21 protein-coding genes and 1 tRNA gene are annotated in these 21,378 nt (G+C 41.2%); 10 read left to right on the top strand and 12 right to left on the bottom strand.

Annotated features, from left to right (window positions below; all coding sequences use genetic code 11):
- The 3 genes from DYY65_RS00930 to DYY65_RS12325 form a co-directional block, all read left to right on the top strand.
- A partial coding sequence (locus DYY65_RS00930) for an elongator complex protein 3 (RefSeq protein WP_236561577.1) occupies window positions 1-1,269 on the top strand: 1,269 nt, incomplete at its 5' end.
- A 6-nt stretch (window positions 1,270-1,275) separates the two neighbouring features.
- Complete coding sequence (locus tag DYY65_RS12330; RefSeq protein WP_236561576.1) at window positions 1,276-1,914, top strand: hypothetical protein; 639 nt, start codon at window positions 1,276-1,278, stop codon at window positions 1,912-1,914.
- Window positions 1,899-2,894: a hypothetical protein gene (locus tag DYY65_RS12325; RefSeq protein WP_236561575.1), complete on the top strand. Its 996-nt coding sequence runs from the start codon at window positions 1,899-1,901 to the stop codon at window positions 2,892-2,894. Before DYY65_RS12330 ends, DYY65_RS12325 begins: the two co-directional genes overlap by 16 nt.
- A 143-nt stretch (window positions 2,895-3,037) precedes the next feature.
- On the opposite strand, the gene DYY65_RS00920 is transcribed toward DYY65_RS12325, so the two are convergent.
- Window positions 3,038-4,867: a sensor histidine kinase gene (locus tag DYY65_RS00920; RefSeq protein ID WP_162476119.1), complete on the bottom strand. Its 1,830-nt coding sequence runs from the start codon at window positions 4,865-4,867 to the stop codon at window positions 3,038-3,040.
- Between the two features lie 482 nt (window positions 4,868-5,349).
- On the opposite strand from DYY65_RS00920, the gene DYY65_RS00915 reads away from it, so the two are divergent.
- Window positions 5,350-5,619, top strand: coding sequence for a winged helix-turn-helix domain-containing protein (locus DYY65_RS00915; RefSeq protein WP_162476118.1), 270 nt, complete (start codon window positions 5,350-5,352; stop codon window positions 5,617-5,619).
- Window positions 5,620-5,644: 25 nt separating this feature from the next.
- Here DYY65_RS00915 and DYY65_RS12870 read toward each other — a convergent pair whose 3' ends face one another.
- From DYY65_RS12870 to DYY65_RS00865, 10 genes are all read right to left on the bottom strand, one after another.
- Window positions 5,645-5,914: a hypothetical protein gene (locus DYY65_RS12870; RefSeq protein WP_370519253.1), complete on the bottom strand. Its 270-nt coding sequence runs from the start codon at window positions 5,912-5,914 to the stop codon at window positions 5,645-5,647.
- Window positions 5,893-6,411, bottom strand: a complete 519-nt coding sequence (locus tag DYY65_RS00905) for a hypothetical protein (RefSeq protein ID WP_162476116.1) — start codon at window positions 6,409-6,411, stop codon at window positions 5,893-5,895. Before DYY65_RS00905 ends, DYY65_RS12870 begins: the two co-directional genes overlap by 22 nt.
- Before the next feature lie 90 nt (window positions 6,412-6,501).
- Window positions 6,502-7,098: a proteasome subunit beta gene (locus tag DYY65_RS00900; protein WP_201449241.1), complete on the bottom strand. Its 597-nt coding sequence runs from the start codon at window positions 7,096-7,098 to the stop codon at window positions 6,502-6,504.
- A gap of 119 nt (window positions 7,099-7,217) precedes the next feature.
- On the bottom strand, window positions 7,218-8,894 hold the full coding sequence (locus DYY65_RS00895; RefSeq protein ID WP_162476114.1) for an ATP-binding protein: 1,677 nt from the start codon (window positions 8,892-8,894) through the stop codon (window positions 7,218-7,220).
- Window positions 8,895-9,094: 200 nt separating this feature from the next.
- Window positions 9,095-10,168 carry an inositol-3-phosphate synthase gene (locus DYY65_RS00890; RefSeq protein WP_162476113.1) on the bottom strand — a complete coding sequence of 358 codons (1,074 nt, stop codon included), beginning with the start codon at window positions 10,166-10,168 and terminating at the stop codon, window positions 9,095-9,097.
- A gap of 41 nt (window positions 10,169-10,209) precedes the next feature.
- Window positions 10,210-11,010, bottom strand: coding sequence for a GNAT family N-acetyltransferase (locus tag DYY65_RS00885; protein ID WP_162476112.1), 801 nt, complete (start codon window positions 11,008-11,010; stop codon window positions 10,210-10,212).
- A 304-nt stretch (window positions 11,011-11,314) separates the two neighbouring features.
- Window positions 11,315-11,620, bottom strand: a complete 306-nt coding sequence (locus DYY65_RS00880) for a DNA-binding protein (RefSeq protein WP_162476111.1) — start codon at window positions 11,618-11,620, stop codon at window positions 11,315-11,317.
- 54 nt (window positions 11,621-11,674) lie between these two features.
- Complete coding sequence (locus DYY65_RS00875) at window positions 11,675-11,902, bottom strand: hypothetical protein (protein ID WP_201449240.1); 228 nt, start codon at window positions 11,900-11,902, stop codon at window positions 11,675-11,677.
- Between the two features lie 195 nt (window positions 11,903-12,097).
- Window positions 12,098-13,135, bottom strand: a complete 1,038-nt coding sequence (gene artG / locus DYY65_RS00870) for a thaumarchaeosortase (RefSeq protein WP_255457410.1) — start codon at window positions 13,133-13,135, stop codon at window positions 12,098-12,100.
- A 600-nt stretch (window positions 13,136-13,735) separates the two neighbouring features.
- Entirely contained in the window at window positions 13,736-14,023 is a 288-nt protein-coding gene (locus tag DYY65_RS00865; RefSeq protein ID WP_162476109.1) for a hypothetical protein, read from the bottom strand.
- A 1,025-nt stretch (window positions 14,024-15,048) separates the two neighbouring features.
- Here DYY65_RS00865 and DYY65_RS00860 point away from each other — a divergent pair.
- The 6 genes from DYY65_RS00860 to DYY65_RS00835 all read left to right on the top strand — a co-directional run bounded on the left by DYY65_RS00860 (window position 15,049) and on the right by DYY65_RS00835 (window position 20,722).
- Window positions 15,049-16,152: a succinate--CoA ligase subunit beta gene (locus DYY65_RS00860; RefSeq protein ID WP_162476146.1), complete on the top strand. Its 1,104-nt coding sequence runs from the start codon at window positions 15,049-15,051 to the stop codon at window positions 16,150-16,152.
- A 6-nt stretch (window positions 16,153-16,158) separates the two neighbouring features.
- Entirely contained in the window at window positions 16,159-17,085 is a 927-nt protein-coding gene (gene sucD / locus DYY65_RS00855) for a succinate--CoA ligase subunit alpha (protein WP_201449238.1), read from the top strand.
- A gap of 339 nt (window positions 17,086-17,424) precedes the next feature.
- Window positions 17,425-18,252, top strand: a complete 828-nt coding sequence (locus tag DYY65_RS00850; RefSeq protein WP_162476107.1) for a hypothetical protein — start codon at window positions 17,425-17,427, stop codon at window positions 18,250-18,252.
- Window positions 18,253-18,471: 219 nt separating this feature from the next.
- Complete coding sequence (locus DYY65_RS00845) at window positions 18,472-19,239, top strand: creatininase family protein (RefSeq protein ID WP_162476106.1); 768 nt, start codon at window positions 18,472-18,474, stop codon at window positions 19,237-19,239.
- A gap of 73 nt (window positions 19,240-19,312) precedes the next feature.
- Window positions 19,313-19,405, top strand: a tRNA-Arg gene (locus DYY65_RS00840).
- Window positions 19,406-20,284: 879 nt separating this feature from the next.
- Window positions 20,285-20,722 carry a hypothetical protein gene (locus DYY65_RS00835; RefSeq protein WP_162476105.1) on the top strand — a complete coding sequence of 146 codons (438 nt, stop codon included), beginning with the start codon at window positions 20,285-20,287 and terminating at the stop codon, window positions 20,720-20,722.
- Window positions 20,723-21,102: 380 nt separating this feature from the next.
- Here DYY65_RS00835 and DYY65_RS00830 read toward each other — a convergent pair.
- Window positions 21,103-21,378 (bottom strand): hypothetical protein (locus DYY65_RS00830; RefSeq protein WP_162476104.1); only part of this gene is annotated, 276 nt, incomplete at its 5' end.

Raw genomic sequence — 21,378 nt, 5'->3', positions numbered from 1 at the left:
GGCCGTGAACCTGTGACTAGGCAGGCTCAAAAGGTAGCTTTTGATCCATATCTTCAAATTCGTTCCAGGTTGTCTCATATTTACTCACTGGGTCATGAGATTGGCAAGGTAGAGCTAGTTATAGTTGGGGGAACTTTTCCGTTCATGCCAGAAAATTATCAGCGAGATTTTGTCAAGTCCTGTTTCGATGCGTTGAACGATAACGGCAACGACAGTCGTAATTCATCGGATCTTACTGAAGCAATGAGATCTAATGAAACGGCTAGATCTCGCTGCGTTGGGCTCACAGTAGAGACCAAGCCGGACTACTGTAAAGCGAAACATTTGGATCTGATGCTTGACATGGGGGTCACTCGGGTTGAAGTGGGGGTCCAATCATTACAGGCTGAAGTAATTAAAGCAATAAACCGTGGCCATACTATTGGCGATGTTGTTGAGTGCTTTCGTATCACTCGTGAAAGTGGGTTCAAGATAGTCGCGCATATGATGCCAGGTTTGCCTGGATCTTCTCCTACAAAGGATATCGACGATTTTTGTACTTTATTTGAGAGCTCTCTTTTCAAACCTGACATGTTGAAGATATATCCAACACTTGTTTTGGAGCGTACCCCCTTATTCAACCTCTTTAAGGCTGGCAAGTATAAACCATATACTGTGGAAGAGATGGCGCACGTCCTAACTGAAGTAAAGAAAAGAATTCCACCCTGGATTAGGCTTATGCGCGTGCAGCGCGAAATTGACGCAAGTGAGATTATCGCAGGACCAGTTTGCGGAAATTTGAGACAGATTGTTTTGCAAAAGTTAGAGGCTCAGGGATTAAAGTGTAAATGCATTAGATGTCGTGAAATTGGTACACAAGATTCCACTTCTGTGCCTGCGGACAGTATTTTCATGAACAGAATTGACTATGACGCTTCCAATGGGAGAGAGGTGTTTCTGTCGTTTGAAACGGGAGATCACTCGAAGCTTCTTGGGTTTCTGCGACTAAGGTCCATTGTAAACTCCCATCGGAAGGAGCTAGTACAAGACTGCGCAATAGTCAGAGAGCTCCACGTATATGGATTATTGTTAAATGTAGGTAGTCAAAAAACAAGCAAGTCCAGCCAGCATACAGGGTACGGCCTAAAATTGATGCAAGAAGCAGAGAAGATATCTCGAGATGAATTTGGGGCAAGAGTGTTATTCGTAATTTCCGCAGTGGGTACAAGAGAATATTACAGAAAAATGGGTTATGTGTTGCATGGCCCATATATGGCAAAGGTGCTTTAGCCCGTTTTGAATGAGGATAAATTAATCGGGAAAGGAACCTGGTTAGACAAGATCGCCTACACGTTAATTGAGCGCGAAAAAGAGTTAGGTAGAACCTTGAACTCTATTTTGGTTGAAAGTGGATTAGGAGCGTCCGGACTGCCCCATATCGGAAGTATCGGTGATGCTGTGAGAGCTTTTGGTATTACCTTAGCACTTAAGAATATGGGCTACGATGCGGAATTGATTGCATTTTCAGATGACATGGATGGGCTACGTGCTGTACCAGCTGGTTTTCCATTTTGGCTGAATGAATACGTTGGTAGACCAGTTTCTAAAATACCTGACCCGATAGGTGGCTGTCACTCTTCATTTGGTGCACATATGAGCGGTCTCCTTCTAGATGCTCTGGATAAGATGAACATCAAATACAAATTCCTGAGCGCTAATGAAATATACAGCAATGGAGTTCTAGCGAAAGAAATTGACACACTTCTGAAAAAAAGTAGCCTGTTGGGCAGAAAGATATCCATGATGATTGGCCAACAGAAGTACACGGAAAACATACCGTACTTTCCGATCTGCAAGATGTGTGGAAGACTCTATGTGGCTAATGCCTATGAATACATACCCGATGAAGGGAGGGTTGTTTGGGGGGAACAATAGGACGACGTTTTGTTAAAGGGTGTGGGTTTAATGGAGAAGCCCATGTTCAGAGGGGAGACGGGAAGCTTGCTTGGAAGGTCGAATTTGCTGCCAGATGGCGAGCCCTTGATATTAGATTTGAAGCCTATGGCAAGGATATCTTGGATTCAGTACGGATCAACGATTGGGTCGCTAGCGAAATATTGGGATTTCCCCATCCTATGCACGTGAAATATGAACTATTCTTGGACAAAATCGGCAAGAAAATTAGCAAATCATCAGGAAATGTTATTACACCACAAATGTGGCTGAAATACGGGACGCCAGAATCACTTTTGCTACTTTTATACAAGCGGATTACGGGAACACGTCAAGTGGGAATAGATGACATTCCATCGCTTATGGATGAGTATGATCTTTACGAGGACCTCTATTTTGGCAAGCAAAGAGAATCCAATTTAGCTAAATTGACAAAAATTAAGGGTGTATATGAATATATCAATCAATTGAGGCCCCGAGAAAAACTGCTCATGCATGTCCCATACAGGTTATTGGCACAACAAGCCTCATTATTTCCGCCCGACGAGAATAGATCCTCAAAAATATTTTCAAGACTTTTAAAGTACGGGATAGCAAAAGAAAAGACTCCTGAAATTTTGCAAAGGATTGAACTTGCAACGCATTGGGCTGACGATCAGCAAGCATCAGTAAGAGAAACGACCGACACTGAATTAAATGAAATTCAGATTTTAGCGATCAGGCAAATTCTGGAAAGAATTCGTTCACTTATCGGTAAGGAGGATGAACCGGAGACTCCAAACAGGCTACAATCAGAGGTTTTCGAAATTGCTAGGGGCGTTGGTTTGGATCCCCGAGAACTGTTCAAGTTGCTTTATAGAATACTAATCGGCGGCGACCGTGGTCCTAAAATAGGCAATTATTTAGTCGACCTTGGCCTTGAAAGGGCATACCAGATAATTTCCAAATATTCGGCTAAGTGAAATATTATCCTCTGAGCTTGAAAGCTGCGATATCGATTATCTAAAATTAGCCACTTTGGACAACATCAAATCATACAAAGGCCCGGGATTGAGTTCTGAGAAAACCAATTTTGATTGACTACATCGACCTCACGCTTAAAGCCTTATGATGGAATATTGCAAGTAGGAATGCTAAACCTAAATGTACTACCAACGCCACTGGCATTATTCTCTGCCCAAATTTTGCCACCGTGTGCGTCGACAATACTCTTAGAGATGAATAGGCCAAGACCTGTCCCCCTATCAGACTTTGTCACAAATTTTGAGAACAGTTTGGGCAAAACTTCTGGATCTATACCTGGTCCAGTGTCCCGCACGCTCACCAATAAATCCTCACCATTTCGGCAGGCCATCAATGAGATACTACCTTCAGACGTAAATTTGATGGCATTTCTAAGTAGGTTAGTTATCACCTGAGTTATTCTACCTTTGTCTGCGTGCACTACGATACTTTTTGGAATATATTTTATCTCTACGCCCCCATCTCTATGGTCATTTAACATTTGTTCTCTTGAATCTTTTATACAGCCAGACAGGACTTCGTTTATGTCAAATGTCTCCTTGTTGAGCTTGAGTGATTTACTTTCTATCCTTGTAACATCCAGGATGTCAGTTGCGAGCCGGTCTAATCGTTTTGCGTTACGAATGATGGAGGATACGGTTTCTTTGTCTACCTTTGCCACATCATCGGTACCCGTGAATTTGTGCTCAATATATTCTGCATCCCCCAGGATTGGCATAATCGGTGTCCTCAATTCGTGCGCAGCAACGTTGATAAATTCATTCTGCATTTTGTCATGAACCTTTAATTGTTCATTGGCAGAGGCTAGTAATTTGTTTGATTCAATTAAGGAGTCGTTAGCCTTGCGCAATTCTTGAGTACGAATTCCAACTGCTGCTTGTAATCTTCTATTCCATGAAAGAATAAGAAATGCCATCCCTACAGCTATAATCCCAATTGCTACTACTGCTAGTGTACTAAAATTTTTTTGTTGATCGATTAACAGCCCTACGTCACTAGTGAGGCTGTGCGGAGAACCAATGTATAAAGTCCATAACCTCTTTCCGTCGATCGTAATCGGTTGATATGATATTGTCGTTGTATTGTCGCGAAGAGTAATATCTTCTGCGCCTGATTTGCCCTGCAAAGAATGGCCTAAAATCCCATTGTAAGCATCCTTTATTTCGATAGGAATTGCCGATTGAAACTCGCTTGACGTATAGTTTTTGCCAATTAAAGAGTGATTCCTAGCATATAAGAAGACCCCGTTTTTATCCATCAATCCCACATTGCTTATGATCTCTGGAGAGAGCTCACCCTGCAACGAGTTACCAATTGAATTGACATTAACTGCTGCCACAATAACACCTTCAAACAATTTATCAATTTTTGCGCTATTGGAGTTCCCGTTTTTTGTCGTAGCCATGATGGGATAAGCTACATACAATCTTGGGACGTTATCTGCTGACGTCATGACAGTAGTAATAAATGGCAAGTGTGTCGACTCTGGGAACCTAAAATATTCCTGAGAGCCAAGGTCAAAAGTTCCAGAAGCCAAACCAGACCCATTGGAGTTACTCCAGGCTAATAGTTGCCCCTTTTTATCGAGTACATAATATCCATCTGTTAGAGAACCAGTAGAGGTCTGCGCATTGTCAATCAGTAATTGAATTAATTGTGTGTTATTATTCTGAACAGCAGGTGAATCTGAAAGGGTGGCAAGATTTTTAGTAATTGATTGCATGTCGTGCATTAGTAATTCGGATAGATCGTGCGCTTCAATTCGTGCATTCGACCTGATTTCTTGTGAGGCAATATCGGCAATGTCATTGGCAGTTACCGATGAGTATTGATATGACAAAATAGATAGTGACGTACCAATCGCAGCAATTGCAAATAGCAAAATGACATTTTTCTTAGAGAATGCCACCATTTCTGCTGCAATATTTATTTTGAATGCTCTTATAAATGCGTAAACTAACTATCTTAGGGATGAGTCGGAACATGATGCAGAAAGATTCGAAGGGTTATGGGGAAGCAGCATTACAAACCAACAACAGTTAACAGATGACAGATCGTCTGGACGACTACCTAAGACTATGCACAGAGGTCGGGCCGACCTTAACTCTAGCCTTCAGAAGGATAATACCCCCAGTTTGCCAGAACGTTTAGATACGATTGGTAATTCATCGGCAAATTTTTTTGTGATCGATGCCATATTTTGAACTCGCAAGGAAGTGAGCAGGATACTAATTCCAAATAAGAAATTAACAGTATTGTAATAAAGAATTCTCATGTTTATCTGAATTAAAGAAAAATATTTTAATAGAAGTATTAATACTAGTAATTAAAAAACAATACTATAATAGTATTTAGTCCGCCTTTTATTTCAAGAGATTATATCTTACTTAGGTCATGAAGCATAGAAGCAGATTGGAAATTATCGCAGAGATTCTTGAAACGGCCAAGACGAGCAAGGCTATCCAGGCGAAGATTATGCACAGGGTATACCTGTCCTATCCTCAACTCAAAGAATACCTCTCGCTTTTGCTTGAGAATGCTCTCATAGAGTACAAACAGGTAGAAAGAATATATACTACTACGCCGCGAGGTTTGCGATTTTTGGAAATCTACAAGGAGCTAAATGATGTAGTGGTCATGACTGACAATATTATTGTCAGATAAGTAACTCATTATTGAAAGCTGGTATCTAAGTGTCCCGCCAAATTGCTCTTGTCTTTGCGAGCATAACAAAACCTATCAAGTATAGCATTTGAACGAGCAAACCGAGACCTATAGACCAATCCTTGGGGGTGGGAAGGCCCATTGTATATTGCAGCATCAAAGAGGCATGTGTTGTAGGAACAGCATATGCAAGGTATTGTAGATCCAAAGGTAATCTACTGACGGGATAAAATACTGGAGGTAGAACTGCTAGAATAACATTTACAAAAGATATTACCTGGGTGGCATTTCGCATATGTAGCATATGTGAGGAAAGGAAAAAAAAAAACCCATGGCAGACATCGATCCCCATATCAACATTATCGTTGAGATCAATATGGGGAGACTCGCAATGGAGTTACCAAACAAGGCCGCGAGCACCGCAAGAACAGTCAGAGCTGGAAATCCAAACAATAATTGTGACAATGCCAGTCCTGTCATGTATGTGAGAGGGGATACAGGGGCTGCGACGAATAGGTCTTGAACTTTGTATTCTGTCTTGTAAAAGGAAATATCTTGACCAAGGGCAAGACCGTATCCTACTAAAGCCATAACAAGGCTACCGGTAACCGCGAATGCTATATAATGACCATTGCTTACGACGAATAGTACAAATAGCAATGAGAATGGGCTTATTGCCGAAAAAACCATTGAAATTGGATTTCGTCTAAGCCAAAGAATTCCAGTCAAATAAGCAATTAAAAATACTTGTTTAATTGCCAGGCTCTTGGGCTCATTTAATAAGGTGGTCATTACTGGGGATCAGTGTATGCGATTAGTACCAAGGGGATTTATGCTAGATTTTAAGCATACTTAGCATCCTAATTGTCTCTCCTCTTGACCTCAAAGCTTGTGACTTTCTTCTAGCTGCTGATCGCGTCTCACAACGAGTAGGTCAATCCCGTCTCCACTTGCAGAATCCCTTTGAACGGATGATTTGATAGCTTTAATGGCAAGGGCTTTGGCACTCTGTTCCGACATTTTGGCTTTGTACTCACTATCCATTATTCCTAGGGCCATTTCGGCACCAGAGCCCACTGCAGCGTATTCGTCAGGCAAGACCGAGCCTAAGGGGTCTAACGTGTAGATCTGGGAGTTTGAATCTATGCCCCCGACTATAACCTGAGTCAACAAGGGAAAGAATCTTCTTTCAAACATTATAACTGACATCATCTTTGCGATAGAATTAGGAGGAACCATGCGTCTAGTCTCAAGCTTTCTGATCTTCGCAAGCGCTCCTACCTGTCGAACTAAAATTTGCATATCTGCAATCATGCCTGCACAAGCTGCTCCGACATGGTCAGTTACCTGAAAGGTTTTCTTAGTGTTTTTGTTTACTACGAAGTTGCCATATGAAACTCGCTTTTCTGAAGCCAGTACAACGCCACTGTCAAATGATATTCCGACTGCTGTTGCACCAGGCATAAATTGAAATGCCATAATATCGCTAATAGATCCAATTGGGGACAGATTTAGGCGTTTCTATAGGCCAAACACAAAAACGAGGCAGGAGTTATGAATAGAAGATTGGATCTAGCCAGAGATACGAGCGATACATGTCATTTTCGTGTCGCAGATCTATCGTGGATCCTTATAGCTTCAGCAACCAATCTATTTTGTAGCTCTAAGGCATCTTTTCCTTCTGGGTGCTTAGACTCAGCCAAAGCCTCAGCCACAATTCTTATTATATGTCTTAGTAAAAACTCCTCCCCTCGCAAAGATTCAGACTTGTAAGTAGAATTTGCCTTATTGACAAATACAACATTTTCATTTTTGAAGCTATACCTAGAATCAGTTTCATCCTCATAAGGGATGACCTTGTAACCTACCTTTTTCAAAGCGAAGGTCCTTTTCAATAGCGGTTTTGTGGTCTTTTTTAAAATCCCCTCGGCAGGGCCTGAAATTCCTACGAAATGACCTTGAGGTATTTGATGCTGATCGATATGACTTGTTACTGATTGCGGCTCTACATTCGAGATCAGCTGTTGATCACGTCTAATGCCTGTTGAAGTTACCCCTGACCCGCTCGTAGATTGATGGAATGTGTTCTGAGAAGTTTGCCTTGGCATGGGAGCAGTATCTTCCTCATCAGAAGAATCGGAAGCAATGGAAGAAGTTATTTTATCAAGGTCTGAATTCTGTTCGTTGATATCTACTAGCTCGTAGCCTTCCACCTCCTGTTGGGTCTCTAGATTTTCAACAATCGCCTGTCCAAGCACCTTGTCTATTTCCCTGTAAATCTTGGACTCCTCTCTAGTAATCAATACGTCCTCGTATTCCGTTAAGCTCGGTAACAGGGTATTGGCTACAAAATTCTTCATTATTTGATTGAATTTATTATACTCATCATCTTCTATTATTGCAGATTTGTCTGCAAACCTTGATGTAAGTGCATCATTTCGTACAAATCCCGTGACCCTATTCAATCTTGTGTTAGAGCTAAAATTGCTACGAGTAACAATGTGATTTCCTATCATGATGGCAATTCCTTGCTCATCTTCAGTTAAAGGTCTTCTAGCAATCACGATTTCTCCAGTAATTTTGCCGTTTTCTAAATTCAATAGGAGTTTATGACCTTGAATCTCCGGCGCTGATATACGCTGAGCGTCTGTGAAATCCCACTCAACGAACCGTTCAGACTCCTTTATATACACTTCAAACATCGGATGCCTAAGAATTGCTAACTTACGTATTTCCTTAATTAACTTCTGGAGATCAATTCTTGTTTTGGAACCTCTAAGAATCAATTCGGTACCATTCCGACCAAGCGGTTTTTCATGAAATTCATCAAGCGAAGCATTTCCGTCGAACAGCCTGTCGAGGGCATTGCCGTCTATCACGACACTCTTCTCATATGAGTCACGCTTCGTCTTGATCTTCATATCTTCGAACGAGGTGAGAAATGACAATCTGCCTGTCCCGTATCTTCCAGTCCTAATGCGCCTAAGTCTGGGAGAGATTCTCTCAATTTTTTTGTGAGGAGATCCTAGGAGAAGGAATTTTGTCATGCCATCTTGATCCATACCGGCGTCATCTTCGATAACAATTGAACCGTCTTTCATAATCGTCAGTAAGCAAATTGTGGCATCCTCGTCAAAGGCATTTTCAATGAGTTCCCTAAGAATATCATTGGGCGATACCCAAGTCTTTGTTGCAAATTCCCTGAAAAATGAAGGATGGACCTTTAGTTCAGTTGTCATTATATCTTTGACGTGCACATACCTACCTTTATTCATTACGTGCATCACAAAAGTTAGCGGCTTTAGGGTGTAAATAGAGTAAATCAGATTCTGTGATCCCTCTCTGCGGAGAAAGAGGCTTCCTACATCGAATTCTACATTTGTTTTATCTCAACAAGATAAGGGAATTAGAATTATGACATATGATCAATCAATCCCAATACCACAGGATGAACTTAATAACAAAAATTTGTTCCCTACCTATCTCTTCTTTCGTTGACAAATTCAATAAAATTGGTCTTTGCCTGTGAGTACGGCATTTGGACGGGTGGATGTTTAAAGCAATATGCACTAATGCTCTCTAATGGCCCACTGATTGATCTGTTCAAAGCTAATCTTGCTCCCCTTATGGCGTCTATCATAACCCCAGCACTGTTGTAAGCATCAACGACACGCAATTTTAGATCAAGCTCTATAGGTGTGTTACCAAAGTATTTCCCTTTGATCGAAACATAGCATATTTTGTCGTTTTGCAGAAAATGAATGTAATCAGAAGGTCCAATTCTCATAGGGATTTCATATGGTACCATTGCTGCCACTGCGCTTGTCTTGCTAACCCGTTTATCTTCAAGCCTCTCATCATCTAACATGTTATAAAAATCCATGTCTCCACCCATGTTCAACTGGTAGGTTTCATCTATCTTAACGCCCCTGTCAACAAATAACTTTACAATAGTTTTATGAAGCACCGTAGCACCTAGCTGACTCATAACGTCGTCGCCGGCACAAGGTATATCCCTGTTTTTAAACTGGGCTTGCCAGTCGGGGTCAGAGGCAATAAAGACTGGTATCGCATTGAGGAAGCACACTTTTGCGTCCAGACAGGCGCTTGCATAAAACTTCGTCGCCTCTCTGCTTCCGACCGGTAGATAATTAATTAATATTTCTGCATTGGTTTCTCTTAAGACACGTGCAACATCAACACTTGAACCGTCAGAGATTTTGATCTTTTGGCCCAAGTGGTTGCCTACCCCGTCAAGCACTTTACCTTTTTTGACTTCTACATCGGTTCTCTCAATATCTGCTATTCTCAAAGTGTTGTTTGGCTTTGCAAATATAGCTTCAGAAAGGTCCTTTCCAACCTTCGTATCGGCAACGTCAAAAGCTGCAACGAATTCAATATCGCTTGGTCTAATTCCTCCAAGCGAATAGGCTGTCAAGCCGATTGCATCATTTTTTTCCTCAGTAGAAGAATAATACTTTGTCCCCTGGACAAGTGCCGAGGCGCAATTCCCAATTCCTGCTAATGCTACTCGTACTTTGTTTCTCATTTGGTTTTCTATGCCCCTGCGCGGCTTAATATCTTTATCAACTACAGTTTTAATCCATTCTGATATTTCTTTTCAAACACTCTTTTCTTATATGCAAGCTTGAAACCAAATTTGCTATAAAAAGAAAATAGATCTTGGCTCTCAAAAGTCTGCAGGAGTAGATAATCCAAGTCATAATTGAAAGCATATTGTAAACCGCTTGCCACCATTTTCCTGGCGATTCCCTTTCCACGGAATTTAGGAATAGTACCAAGACAATAAAGTCCAATAATCCCGTGGTTAATGAACAAGGCGCAACAACCTCCTGGCTGAGGATGGGAAAGACCCGAACACACATAGGAAATTAACAAAATCAATTTGTCAAAATGACGCTCAACTCTTTGCTTGATTTCCGTTTGCATTTCTAACATTTCGAAGGATTCGCAAAGAGTGCGTACCCAGCTAGGAATGTCTACGTTCTTGACTTTAAACACTGGCGCATCTGTATTAGCTTTGTTCGTATAATCAAGATCGGGTTCACGGGAAAGAGTCATGACATCCATTGTGTCAATCCAGATATACCCAGCTCGGATTAGCCTTCTTTGAATGTCAGCATTCTCTTCATGAACATAAGCGTAACAGTTCATGTTGCTCATGAAGAATAGGTATTCTGCCTTCCTCAAGACTTCACAAGATATTTCCGCTTTGCAAAGGTTCAGTCTATTGTAAAAATAATCTGAAGGTAATTTTCTATTGATAAATAGAGAGACATCTTTGTAAAATCTTATTCGATCTGCCCAGATTGAACAAAAAGCTTCCTCATTGGCTTCCATGTTCAAGTAAGAGTCAGCAATTTCATTCATGAACTATCTACACTCGATATAACAAACACTGACTTGAATCAATTCGCTGGTAAAAGCATGACGGAATTGAGCAAAGAAAGCGAGGGACGTCTGCCACAGGACTTCTGACCTCTGGATATTACAAAAGTTCTACGTATCGAAGCGACGGTACCCACTCAAACGTTTGATCACTTATTTAAAAGAATTAATCATTTTAAAAGACCATGCAAACCTAGTGGTGGGAAATCAGACGGTTCACTAGCCATACCCTTGGTTTGGAAGCAGGACAAACAACTAGATGGTAAAATAAGACCTCAGGTGACATTTATCTCGCCCGGGAGATTGAAACTTCTATGGTAGAAACATTTCTAATCCTTCCATCCGGGGATTGTACAGCCTCCGAACCTATTTTTACTGGTCCAATTTTGTATCCCATCATATCCATCCTTTTTACGATTATCTGAGCTACATCTACCGCACGGGTAATGCTCTTGCCACGAGCCTTTATTATTACCATCGGTTCATTAGCGAGTTGTACTAGTGTTGCTGTAACATATGTCATCAAAGGTTTCTTACCTATGAAAATTTCATTGCCTGCTTTGCGTCCAGCGTGAGCATTACTAGCCGACATGGATTCACATTTTATCTCATGGGCTGAAATATAATGTTTGTTGATTGGTTTCTGTTACTCTCTAGAATATTCTTTCAATATTGTTTCAATCCCCAGCGGATTTTTTGAGATCTCTCTTACAGCCTCGGGATTCTCAACCTCATAGCAGTGCAATAAGCCATCAACATCCCTATAAAAAAGAAATACCTTGTTTTCAAAAATGCAATGATAAAGCTTATCAATTATCATGTCTTCTGGCTTTATTTTGATGCCATCAGCACACGTAGAAACTGGATCTTCCAACAAACGATACTATGCTCGGCTTTAGACAAAAACCTATCTATTGTATTAGCGGGACAAAAGTCGGCTAGTCTCCAAGTGCTTTGGGTCAGGAATCTGCTATCCACACTGACAATTCAGATAATAACTGCCAATCATTGGTTCTTGGGCTGTAGGATGCTCTTGGGACATCGATCAGAGCAAGCCTACGTAGCAGTTTCAGCTCTTTGTTTCAGCTGGATTGGGGGAAGAGGAGGACTTGTGCGCATGGTATTTTAAATCGATTTTCATCCTCTTTCCTTCAAGAAAAATCACCGACGCGAGATAAATTCCCAGCCATGGCAAAAACATAATTTCTCCTGCAACAGAGTGAAATGTTTCCCATTGTGCAATGTTTGTGGTAATCAAAAGTGCAAACAACGACAACGCTATTATCCGTACCAGATTGATTAGGGCAGTTCCAATAATCCCTACACCAAAGTATATTGCTTTCCGCCCTTTGGGAATATTCATTTTTAGAAGAAAAGCAAGCATCACCAAGCTGTAAATTATCATACTTTGAACCCCAGCTGAGGGCCAAAAGACCTTAAGGGCAAAGTGCCCGTGAAGTCCATTTAGGACTAATAGGTTACCTTCGGCAATAGCTGGGACAATAGATCCTAAATGCATGATATAATGTTGGATGAACTGTATTAACCATTGATCTGCTCGTAAATAGTAAGGCACTATAAACTGTAGCAAACCGAGGCTGTCGTAAGGGAAGAACGCGTCCAGGAATAAGATTAGGGCGCTACCTGCCAAATAAATAGCTCCCGCGGATGCTATCTTATACCAAGACTTTCCAAATAGTATGAACTCTGCAGAGATCACATAAAGCCCCATTATCACGAAATCCCACATCCAAGTCCAACTATAGATAAGATTGACTCTAAAGTTAGGCGCTGATAATATTATCCACTCTTTTAACCCCAAAGGCAATTCTACAAAATAACCAACAACAGCAACTGACAAGCCTATTACGATTAAGTATCTTTTTGTTTGAATGTTGAGCTTTAGCCCCCAAAGCTCAGCGAAAATGAACGCCAGTGCAAAAAGGAAACCTCCCCGACCTTGATTCCAAGAAAGATTGAACGTGTTAGGATATGCAAAAATGGCGAAAACTATTGGCATAACAAGAATGAGAATCGCAGCAATGTTCGAACTTAAGCCAAAAATACGGTTGGGTAAAGTTCTACAGCCTTGATTTCTTTCAGTCAAGCCCTCTAAGTCATATTTCAACTTCGAAGATAAATTTGTTATATAGTTTCGGACAATTTATCAGCAAGCGTGATAAATTGTGCGTGATAAGTCGTTGCCAAGCAATATTCAGGGTAGAAATTTTGGCAAAATAACGCCCAGCGGAAGTTCCTAAGCAATTTTTGCTAAAATCGAGCCACTAGTAATTCCGACTTAACTACGTAATCATAAGATACTCCGGGAGAAATTTTCTCCTGTGGAGGTCAGGCTTTAATAGCTCATCCATGATCAGATCTCTATGCATTGCTATTCTTGTAAGACTGGATTTTTCATTATGTTTGAAGCTCCCTACGCCACCAAAAACCCTGATCCCCTGTATGGATTTTCACAAACTACACAGCGCATTTCTGCTTTAGTAGCAGAATGTATACAAATATGATATTGCCTTGCAATGACGGGCGAGTACGACGCCCAACTCCTGGCATTCAGAAATGATATGCGGATGTGATCGAGTCAAAAATAGCGGGCACTGATTAGTCAATTGGTCGATTAGCCAATACAGTTATTAGTGCGCTTTGAGTTCCATCATAGACAATGAAACTAACGCTAAGGGCACGGGGCCTATTGGATGTGCCCTTCGTCCACGGTAAAGACGAATCGTGAACCTTGGTATTCTGAAGATCCCACTCTTTCCCAGTTTATCTTGTATTCGTGAGTCAACTGTTTACCTATGATTCTAATATTTGTAGGAAGTTTCGAATACAAGAGGTCAATTTTGATAGGATCCCTTGTACCCAATAATGATCGACGCCTTTTCATTAAATATTTGACGGCGACGTTTTTGTGGGTATGGCCTTCAACGGGTATTGTTTCAATTCCGGTGTCTATCTTAAATTGACGTTTTCCCAATCGGTAAGTCTTCCCTCGATTTGTAGTAATGGTTTGCGGTCAGCTGAAGTGAGCTAACCAGTTAATTGCACATAGGCTATCTGAGTTGACCTTGTTAAATGATAGGCCAGTCCTAAGCAATGCATGTTATATTCCGTTATCTCGCCGGGTGGCGAATGACAATAATACGAGCGGGCAATAATGGGTTCAAGACTTCCTTCAGTGCCATTCTATTCATATTGGACTTGAAAAGGAATTAGCTGAATGAGATTCACACGTATTGAAAAGGAGCTAATACATGTGCATGATTAATTAACAAATTAATAAAAGAGTGGCTGATAACCTATCGCCAATTCTGGGTTTATGGTCCGAAGCAGTCGGGCTCGTAATTCTGTAGAGTTATCTAGCAAATTTCCTGAGACCTGGTTTTTATTTTACGAAAGAAAAATGAAAAAGAAATTAAAGAATTTTTAACTTTGTAGACCCGAGGAGTCGTTAGTAGTAGGCTACAGACCCTCCATGAAGGTTACATTAGCTCAGTCTGAATGCTGGCCAGTACCCAGAGTGACTAGAAAAGTAAAATGTCGGCTGATATTGGAATATATCCAGAAGCAGCTTCGGATGGGGCATCGTAGTTAACCATATCAGTAAGGCAGGAATTAGACCCACAACAATCATTGTTAGAACTATCAACCATACTGCGGTATGCATGTCTTTATTTCGAGATAACTCTATATAAGTTTTCAAAAAGACTTCGACCAAGTTGTAGCTTTGTAATCTGTGGACAATATTCCAACAACAGGTGACCATCTGTGAAGCGGGATGCGAAAAGCTAGTGGACAAGACGAGGAATTTCCGTTGTTATTCCACGTTCGATGGCATCATTGCAACCGACCACCAACCTTTAGTACCAAATCCATTGTCCGGAGTGTCTTCAGAGAATGCTATGCCGATGTAGAAAGAAGTTATGCCTTAATTGATTATTGGACCAATATCGAAATACGAATATAAATAAGCGTCATTGATTGTCCTCTGCATTTGTAATCATGAAACTGCTCGAATATCAGGGAAAGGAACTTTTTGCAGAGTATGGTATACCGATTCCGTCCGCGTCGCTAGCCTACTCCAAAGATGAAGCTCTTAAGGATTCAACTAAGTTTGAATTTCCTGTTGTCTTAAAGTCACAGTTGACTGTGGGCGGAAGAGGAAAAGCCGGTGCAATCATAAAATGTAGCAACTCGTCAGACTTGGGTTTAGCATTCGATGTTCTTTCCAAGAAGGAAGTTAAAGGTGAATTACCACGCGGTATCTTGATTGAAGAAGTTGTAGATAAGAAATCTGAAATCTATCTTTCCATTTTCTTGAACAGAAGTAGAAGATGCTACTCACTCATCGCATCGGCAGAAGGAGGAGTAGACATTGAAAGCGTAACCAATAAAGTGATATTCGACATACCTTTGGGCGGTTTACTGCGAGAGCAGGCCCAAGAAGCGGCAGCGAAATTAGGCCTGCAGGATGTATCATTTGAGGCTTTCGTTGATTTTGCAATGAGGATTTCGACTCTTGTAAAGGAGAAAGAGATCGAACTTGCTGAAGTTAACCCTATTGCGATCTTAAAGGATGGATCTCTCATTGCCCTAGACTCTAAGATTATAGTAGACGACAATGCGATGTTCAGACATCCTGAGTTAAGAAAGTATGAACATGTTTCAGAAATCGAGAGGCAGGCTGGGAAAAGTGGTTTCTCACTGGTAGAGTTATACGGAGACATAGCAATTATTGGGAATGGTGCCGGGCTTGTAATGTCCACCGTTGACATGGTTACAGATAGGGGCGGCAGGGCAGGATGCTTCTTGGATTTTGGCGGTGGAGCAACTACTCAGACAATTTATGAAGCTCTAAAAGTTATAAGCAAAATACAACAAATCAGGGCTATACTTGTTAATCTGTTTGGGGGAATTGTTCGAACAAATTTGGTTGCTCAAGCAATACTCGACGCATACAAGAACAATTTGGTGAATGTACCTGTATACGCAAGGATCACGGGGGCCGAATCGGAAAAGGCAAAGGCCATGTTAGTTGGAAGCAAAGCCAAGTTATATGACACCGTTGAGGAAGCGATTGAACAGGTAGTCAGGCAGGTTGCATAAATAGGATTGGTTTTAGCGTTGGAGTACGACCTTTTTGAAATATTGGTAGGCAGGAAGGACGACGCAGACTACAAAAGAAAGCCAGTCATAATTCAGGGCATAACTGGAAGCTTTGGTTCTACACACACAAAATTAATGAAAGAATATGGAACAAACGTAGCTGCTGGTGTCACCCCGGGGAAGGGGGGGCAGACATATGAAGGCATCCCCGTTTTTGATAGCATGGGTGAAGCCGTCAAAGCTACCGGGGCGACGATATCCGGTATGTTCGTGCCTGCGCCTTTTTTCCTCAAAGCTGCGAAAGAGGCGTTTGACAGTGGGATAAAACTACTGGTAGCTGTTCCAGAACATGTACCTATATTGGATTCTATAAAGGCGATGGAGTATGCAAGGTCAAAGGGGGCGAGAATGATCGGTCCAAATACGCCTGGTGTAATCGTGCCTGAAGTCATGAAGGTCGGAATTATGCCCGCGCGACCATTTAAGCAGGGTAGCACGGTCGTCTTTTCGAGAAGTGGGACGCTCATGTATGAGGTTTCTTACGAATTGACAAAGGCAGGATTCGGTCAGAGACTCTGCTTTGGAATTGGGGGGGATCCAATTAATGGCACGAATTTGATCGAAGCTTTTGATCTGGTGAACAACCGAGATGATGTTTCGTCAGTGATAGTTGTTGGTGAAATTGGCGGAGATGCAGAAGAGACTCTTGCAGATTACCTAATTGAGATTGACTTTAAGAAAGCAGTCGTGGCTTATATTGCAGGAAGATCTGCTCCAAAAGAAAAGAGAATGGGCCATGCTGGCGCGATCGTCTATGGAAACTATGGATCAGCTGATTCCAAATTTAGTAAGTTCGCAGCTGCAGGTATTCCGGTTGCTAAAAGACCCGCAGAGGTCCCAATATTACTCGAAAGTAGGTTAAAACCCGATTAGAATTATGACACGGCTTGTGCCAATATCTGTTTGGAGTTCAAAAATCACCTCGATCTTTTATAGCGAAGGCAGATCAAAATTTAGTGTTGAGAATGCTATTGCGAAAGATTGATTAAATTAGAACTACCTTTTCAAGGTGGGCTGAGATTGATAGACTCCGAGAAGCGCTTTTGTGACAGGTGTATGACAAGAACTTTGCACCAAACTGTGGAGGAAGACGAAGTAATCTATGCCTACAAGCGAAGAAGATCATACCGCTGTAGCACATGTGGCCGAACTAGTGTGAGACGAGGGCTTAGGCCGTCAGCTGAATCTGTCTATTAAATAAAATAAAACCGCATGAGCTGCTCATCAATCGCAGAGGGCGTAGTTAGATTAAAACGAGAATTCATGAAGCAGCATCAGTTCAATGGAAATTGTATGTTAGAAACAGTGCCACAGTCATATTCAGAGATCGTGCCGATTAGCAATCATACTCTTTTACAATTGATCAATTATCTAAGTCTTAATCCCATTTACGTAGAGTCAAAAGATACGCATGTTCTAGATCTTCTATGCAGGTTTTATCTTTGTGACCTCAACGAGTACTGGTTGAGTTCCAAGAAATATGATTCCAGCTATCAGCCCTTTTATCCTACATGGATGCTGTCGGCCTACGCCTTAGCTTTATGTGCTAAATCATTAGGATTCGAGGAGATTGTTGATGTTGGTTCCGGTGACGGCAGAATAGCCTACTGCGGGAGCCTTTTAGGGTTAAGATCGATTGGTCTTGAAATTGACAGTAATCTTACAGAGCTTCAGAGCAAACTTTCACTAATGACTAAAGTGAACTATGAGATTGTTAATGCCGATGCAACAGTGTTTGAATACGAATCGCTACATCTTACAAAACCTGTGGTTTTTCTTTCTGGTCTGCCTGAATGGGGAGATATGCTTGCAAAGTCGGTAATTCCACGCATAAAGGCCCTTGATGGTATGGAATCATGTGGATTTAACTTAATGGGAAGCCATATTATGAAGAAATATTCAAGAGATTTTGCAGGATGGGGATGGGGAGGAATATTTGAGACGTACGACCTAGTGATACAAGAATGTGTCACGTTACCCACCTATTGGACCAATGATCAGAAGTTAGACACGGCTTACATATTTACTAAAAGCGACTAGCTTGTAGAATCACTACCAAGACCGCCATGTTCAAAAATTCCGTTTGGTCTATATCTGAGTCTAGGTGGCTAAGTTGATCACCGATCTGCGTTAGCTGAAATTATAAAGTGTATCCCATTTGACTAGTTTGTATTTTTTGATGGGCGATTGCGATAGAACAAGTATGACAATATCCGAATCATTTATGCATTCCTCTTGCTTAATAAGCTGCTCATCAAGTTGGTTAGAAAACGTCAGATTCTAGAAGAGATGAATGCGTATCAGGTAAGGGAGAGTATAAGCGATGCAACGGTGGCGTTGCTAACTCTTGGCGCTTGTGAAAATCACGGTGATCATATGCCATTTGGATGTGACAATTTTGTTCCATTAGAATTAGCAAAGCGTGTAGCGAAGCAGGTGCAAAACGCAATCGTGGTGCCTGCAATTCCTTATGGAGTGAGCTCACATCATAGTGACTTTCAGATGACAATTACATTGCAACCACAAACTCTGATTATGGCTATACAAGATATCTGCTACAGCCTTATCAAAAATGGGATAAAAAGAGTTCTCTTTCTGAACGGCCACGACGGAAATATTGCTCCTATAGAGGTTGCTTCAAGATCAATAAAAGATAACTATCCAAATGTTGTGCTTGCTTGCCTCGAAGCTTGGTGGACATTAGGAACCTATAAAAAAATATTTAGTGAATGGAGCGGACTTGGCCATGGGGGAGAGGCCGAAACATCTGTCATGTTATCAGTCAGACCTGATTTAGTCGATATGCAACGTGCGCCTGACAAGACTATTCCAAACATTCCTAACAATGTTCGTATTTACTGGAAGTTCAGCGAACTTACAAATTCTGGCTCGACTGGATCGCCGCGACAGGCTAGTCGTTCGAAAGGTGACAAGGCTTTAGACTATTTGGAAAAAATGGTAGTACAGTTTGTCAAGAACATGGACAGGAATGATTGGAAGTATGGGTTGGGCTTAGCTAAAATCTAAAGATTCTGATTCGAGTTCTTTCATAAATTAACACTTCAAATATTTAAATTGTAGACTAGAACTTGAGAGAACGGGGCTCGTAGCGCAGACCGATTTTTGGGCGCAGAATGGATAGCGCGGACGCCTCCTAAGCGTCAGGTCGAGGGTTCAAATCCCTCCGAGCCCGAATTATACCGTACAAAAGCAATCAAACAAATACTACTAAACGAAATCGAACAAAACATGGGAAAATTATGGAGGAGAATTCTGGCTCACCCTCAAGTATTTGAGTAGTATAGTGGACCAAGCTGCAAAAGGATGTTCTAAATGCTTTGTATCCCCCACCGGCAGCGCTCTTGACTAGTTCTGCTCCCGGTGCCTTTCTATCATAAAATTTGACGGAATCAGTGAACTTACCATGGTAAAGATAGAATCAAACCAAACCCTTAGAAATATATTTTTTAAATTGAAAAGTTTTAATCCAAGGTGGGCATAAGGAACTCTAGAACCCTAGAGATTTTCGCTTTATTCTTGGAAGTCCATTTCAAAGACGATATATCTTTAGGGCTCTTAGAATATAAAATTTGCTATAGTAAACTAAATAGTTTTATAGAAATTTTCCCTAATCGTTTAATTCTAAAAAAGCTCATAGCTAGCCCTGGATTTCCTTTGCGACTCAGTTTAATCCAGATGAATCTGACTATTAGTCAAATACAATTGGGACTTTAGATCGAGTAGTTTGTTAAAATATGATTCTCATATAATTTAATAGGTTTGGCACTTGTTTAGAAGACACCTCAGTGCGTCTGTGCTTGAGTCCAAACCTTTACCTATGATTCCGAGATCTAATTGCTTACAAACTTCTGCTGTAGAGAAGTACGATTGAACGCATTTAAACGAATAGCAGCATATGGAGAATTTAGAAGAACTGGGTTAAGCCTCATCATTATGAAGCCTCAATGTCATTAATATAGAGGTCTTATTGAGGAACTGGTGATGATCGTCCTATAATAGTCTCATAGGGTCAAACAAATTTATAAAATAGTATCGAATTTCAAACTTGGCTTTGGCTACCAAACCAAGATTAACCAAGGAAGAGGATGCTTTAAGAAGGGCAGTTTTTCTTGCTGTATCGTTTGCACAAGCTGAAATATCGAAAGTCAGAGTTGGAGCGGCAGTTTTAGCTTTTAATGGAATGGGTGAGAGATCAATTTTCACTGGATGTAATGTAGAGATATCATTCAGCCGGGTCTTTCATGCCGAGAATGTCGCCCTACTAAACGGCCATTTCTGCAGATTCACTAAGATCAGCTCAGTTGCCGTGACAAGCGACTCTAAAGAGAAGCAAAAAGCGGCAATGTGCGGGTGTTGTAGGCAAGACTATATGTACCTGAATCCTAATTGCATGATCTACATTTTCAATTCGAACAAGAGCCTAAGACTTAAGGTAAAGCTAATTGATTCGATGGCATATCCATACGCCCCGAAAGGCAAGATAGTTTAGTTTTCTTGAACTACAGGGCACGAATTAAAAGCCTTTTTCACTTGCAGATATATTAGTTGGTCTCATCAGATTTCTGCTTATCAAATCCCTATTCAAGTTTCCATCCTGGCATGTACTTGAGCACATATAATATCACAAATTGACCCTAACTTTTTGTGTTCTCGAAGATGGCGTCGGGACGAATATCGTCTGGCTCTTAGGCTAAAAGGGGTTTCGCCCCTTTACTCTGCCCGAAGCTATTTTACTAATCAAGAAGCACTGATCGAATAAGGTAAAGATATTCAGCTTGTTATAATTTAACCGGGAATGATCTATATAAAACCGATATTCAGGTCTAAAGCTATGAAAGCATTAAAGTATCGATAATTCATATTGGCTAGTTAGAAAATGGTCTCAAAAGTTTTAGGCATTGTTCTGGTGTTAGCTCTCGTTATCACGTTGGCGACATCTTCAATTATAGGACCTATGCAGGTGTTTGCAGCTAACTCAACCAAACCAGCAGGAAATGCAACAACAACTTCAGCAGCAGCAGCAGCTAACTCAACCAAACCAGCAGGAAATGCAACAACAACAACTTCAGCAGTAGCAGCAGCAGCTAACTCAACCAAACCAGCAGGAAATGGAACAACAACTTCAGCAGTAGCAGCAGCAGCAGC

This window comes from Nitrososphaera sp. AFS, from assembly GCF_009898475.1.
Lineage (GTDB): Archaea > Thermoproteota > Nitrososphaeria > Nitrososphaerales > Nitrososphaeraceae > Nitrosopolaris.
This window is presented reverse-complemented; position numbering and strand designations above follow the sequence as displayed.